The following is a 288-nucleotide window of genomic DNA, read 5'->3' as shown; positions in this document are numbered from 1 at the left end:
AAAAAGAGCGCGCAAGCCAGCCAAAGCTTAGCCAACAGCCCAGAGATGCAAATTTTGCAGAGGGCACAGAATCGTAGCCTAGAGGGGAAACTAGAGAATAATAACAAACACTTTGCGGGTGAATATGCGGACTATCCAAAGATAGCGGAGACCTCCCTAAGCCCTAGACCTAGTGCCTCCCACGCACCGACCCACACCGCTACCCCTCATACTACCAAACCCCCGCTTAACAATCAAACCCCCTTACTTCCCTATAAGCCCAACACACATATCCCAGCCACGACTAAA

Annotated in this window: 1 pseudogene; it reads left to right on the top strand. The window is 50.7% G+C overall.

The annotated features are described in order from the left end of the window. Positions 1-288, top strand: a pseudogene (locus FNE76_RS08155) (hypothetical protein); the annotation flags it as partial.

The organism is Helicobacter mehlei, assembly GCF_007280785.1.
GTDB lineage: Bacteria > Campylobacterota > Campylobacteria > Campylobacterales > Helicobacteraceae > Helicobacter > Helicobacter mehlei.
Note: the sequence above shows the minus strand (reverse complement) of the source record. Positions and strands in the feature narration are given on the sequence as shown.